The organism is Candidatus Bandiella numerosa, from assembly GCF_021811875.1.
Classification (GTDB): domain Bacteria; phylum Pseudomonadota; class Alphaproteobacteria; order Rickettsiales; family Midichloriaceae; genus Aquirickettsia; species Aquirickettsia numerosa_A.
The window spans coordinates 1-2,816 of the sequence record NZ_JAJBJD010000146.1 but is presented as its reverse complement, the minus strand read 5'-3'; the positions used below and the strand labels follow the sequence as shown (position 1 = coordinate 2,816).

Below are 2,816 nucleotides of genomic sequence, written 5' to 3'. Positions count from 1 at the left end.
TGATACTACCTCGCCTTTTTCTTTTTTTCTTACTATTATTTCAAAATCCATTTGATACCTGTATTGTTTTAGGTCAAAGGTTAGCACTTTTCCTATTTATACGCTATCTAATATTTATGCTTCCTTTTATAAAAGATAAAAAGATATAAAACTATTAATTATAACTTCATTATTAATTATTTTGTCCATGAAATCTGGTTAATACAACTACTGATATAAATGTTGCAATAATTGCGTATATTTCCATTGGATAAATTGTGGTATCGTAAAAAACGCTAACTAACCTTACTCCAATTGAGCTAATAAACATTTCAAGTGTTATCATAATTGCTGAGGCGCTACCTGATAATTCTGGTATTGCACTGACTATCCTGTGAGTGGCATTACCAAAAATGCATGCAATTCCTAGAAGATATGGAATTTTAATTAGCTGAATGTTTATTGCAGTTAAAAACCCAATCTGTTCACTAATTATTAAAATAACGCTACTAAGAATAATGAAATACAGAGAATGCTTTATTATGTTGTATGTTGAAAAGTAGTTTATTAATTTATTGCATATCATTCCACCAATCACAAACATTGAAGCACCTAAGGCTATTAATAACCCACAATTTTCAACACTTGTGTTATATGTTTCAACAAATAGTAAGGGTAAATTTGTGACATTTACAAATGCAATAGAAACCATCAATACCTTGATTGTCAAAAATTTTGTATACGTGGGATTTTTGAACAGTGTTAAATAGTTTGCTAAAATTTTTTTAAGATTAATTGTTGTTTTTTTACTTTGCAAAGTTTCTGGCAATAAAAATATGCAGTATATAAATAATAAACAACCAAGAAATGCCATTAGTTGAAAGCTATGTCTCCAACCAATGATATTTCCAATGTATCCACCTAATGCTGGTGATATAACAAGCATTGATCCAATAATAATATGAAGAGTGATAATTGCTTTTTCAAACATCTTACCTTTATAAATATCATGCACTATAGCATTCCCAACTGACCATGACACTCCTGCTCCTAATCCTTGAATAAATCTCAAAATGAATAATATATATATTGAGCTAATTAATGATATACAGTATGAAGCGATTGCAAAACAAACTATCCCGAATAATACCAATTTTTTTCTACCCCATGCATCAGACAATGTACCGTAAATAATAGAGGACATGCCAATTCCAAAAACGTTAACAGCTGCGCTGAATTGAATTAGTGATTCATCAACTTGAAATTCTTGCCTTATATTTGAAAGTAATGGTAAATAAAAGAATATAGCAAGATCAAATACTGAAATTGTTGCAATAACAATAAAAAAGATATGACTTTCTTTATGTTTATTAAATAACATATAACTAATCAATAATATTAGAAATTAGGAAACAATGTATACACTTAATGCACTTTGCTTTTAAAAAACAATAAAATCAGCATGCTTATAGATAATATAATAAGAAATACTAATTTGTTATCTTTTAGAGAACTGAAATTTCTTTCTAGCCTTAGGCTGGCCATATTTTTTCCTTTCCACTCTTCTGCTATCCCTAGTAAGGAACCCACCACTTTTTAGCGTGCCATGATATTCATCACTAATTTGGTTCAATGCTTTACTTATACCATGCCTTATAGCTCCAGCTTGACCAGACAAACCACTTCCAAGAACTTGACATTCTATATCATAAACACCTTGTGCTTTAACTATATCAAAAGGTTGATTGATTATCATCCTATAAATTGGCCTTTTGAAATAATCTATAATGCTTTTCCCATTTACTGTGATTTTGCCAGAACCCTTTTTGATCATCCAAACTTTTGCAATAGCAGTTTTTCTTTTTCCTGTAGCATATATCTTATTAGCATCTATTGGCTTTTTGATTTCTTTTTTTTCAGAGGCAACAACTTTAGAAATCGCTATTTTACTTGGTAAAGCTGGTTCAGCGGCAGCTTTAGATGTGATTTTAGGTTTCGCTATAGATGCAATTTTAATTTTACTTTCCTTTTTTTTGCTTTCTTTTACAATTTCTTCTTTGTTACTCATAATATTACTTAACAGGGTTAATTAAAACAGGTTGTTGTGCCGCATGAGGATTATCTTCCCCGGCATACGCATGCAAACATTTAAGTTGTTGTCTTGCAAGTGGGCTCTCTTTGGGCATCATTCTTTTTACAGCCAACTGCAACATTCTTTCTGGGTATTTCCCTGATATTAAATCAATAGCCTTAATCTGTTTAATTCCTCCAGGAAATCCTGTGTGTCTATAGTAAATTTTTTGTTGAAGTTTTTTGCCTGTTAATTTTAACTTGTCTGCATTTATCACAACAACATTATCACCACAATTAATATGTGGTGTGAAATAAGGCTTATGCTTTCCACGTAGAATTTTTGCAATTTGTGCTGCAAGCCTTCCTAAAATTTGATCTTTTGCATCAATTAACAACCACTTGTTTTGTACATACGAAGGTTTAGCAAAAAATGTACTCGATAACTTTGTACTCATAAAATAACTTTTTATTTCTAAAACACTTTAGTAGTATACGAATATACATAAAACAAAAATTATTACAACTGATTAATTGCTAATTTAGTATTTAATATTGTAATTTTTATTGTTCTTTAACTATATCGCATCTCTATTATAAATTTTCATGTTTTAACGCTAAATTATCTATGTAAACATACAAAAGGCCGTTGCATAAATGCAAAGCAAGGAAGATATGCAATAAATGGATTTAAAAAATTAGATTCATATAAAGAAGAACGATAAGTTTGGTATAAAAGCTGATAGAATAATAGGAATTCAAGAAAG

3 protein-coding genes are annotated in these 2,816 nt (G+C 29.7%); all 3 read right to left on the bottom strand.

Translation table 11 applies throughout. From position 1 onward, the window contains the following. Positions 1 to 172 precede the first annotated feature (172 nt). The 3 genes from L8D11_RS04775 to rplM all read right to left on the bottom strand — a co-directional run bounded on the left by L8D11_RS04775 (position 173) and on the right by rplM (position 2,507). On the bottom strand, positions 173 to 1,360 hold the full coding sequence (locus L8D11_RS04775) for an MFS transporter (RefSeq protein WP_236870528.1): 1,188 nt from the start codon (positions 1,358 to 1,360) through the stop codon (positions 173 to 175). Between the two features lie 117 nt (positions 1,361 to 1,477). Further along, positions 1,478 to 1,981 carry a 30S ribosomal protein S9 gene (rpsI, locus tag L8D11_RS04770; protein ID WP_410519505.1) on the bottom strand — a complete coding sequence of 168 codons (504 nt, stop codon included), beginning with the start codon at positions 1,979 to 1,981 and terminating at the stop codon, positions 1,478 to 1,480. A 70-nt stretch (positions 1,982 to 2,051) separates the two neighbouring features. Continuing rightward, positions 2,052 to 2,507 (bottom strand): 50S ribosomal protein L13, encoded by a 456-nt coding sequence (rplM, locus tag L8D11_RS04765; RefSeq protein ID WP_236870527.1) that lies wholly within the window; start codon positions 2,505 to 2,507, stop codon positions 2,052 to 2,054. Positions 2,508 to 2,816: the final 309 nt, after the last annotated feature.

Bases quoted from the DNA above. Each gene is read 5' to 3' on its own strand.
- L8D11_RS04775 (WP_236870528.1), bottom strand. From the start codon at position 1,360: ATGTTATTTAATAAACATAAAGAAAGTCATATCTTTTTTATTGTTATT.
- rplM (WP_236870527.1), bottom strand. From the start codon at position 2,507: ATGAGTACAAAGTTATCGAGTACATTTTTTGCTAAACCTTCGTATGTA.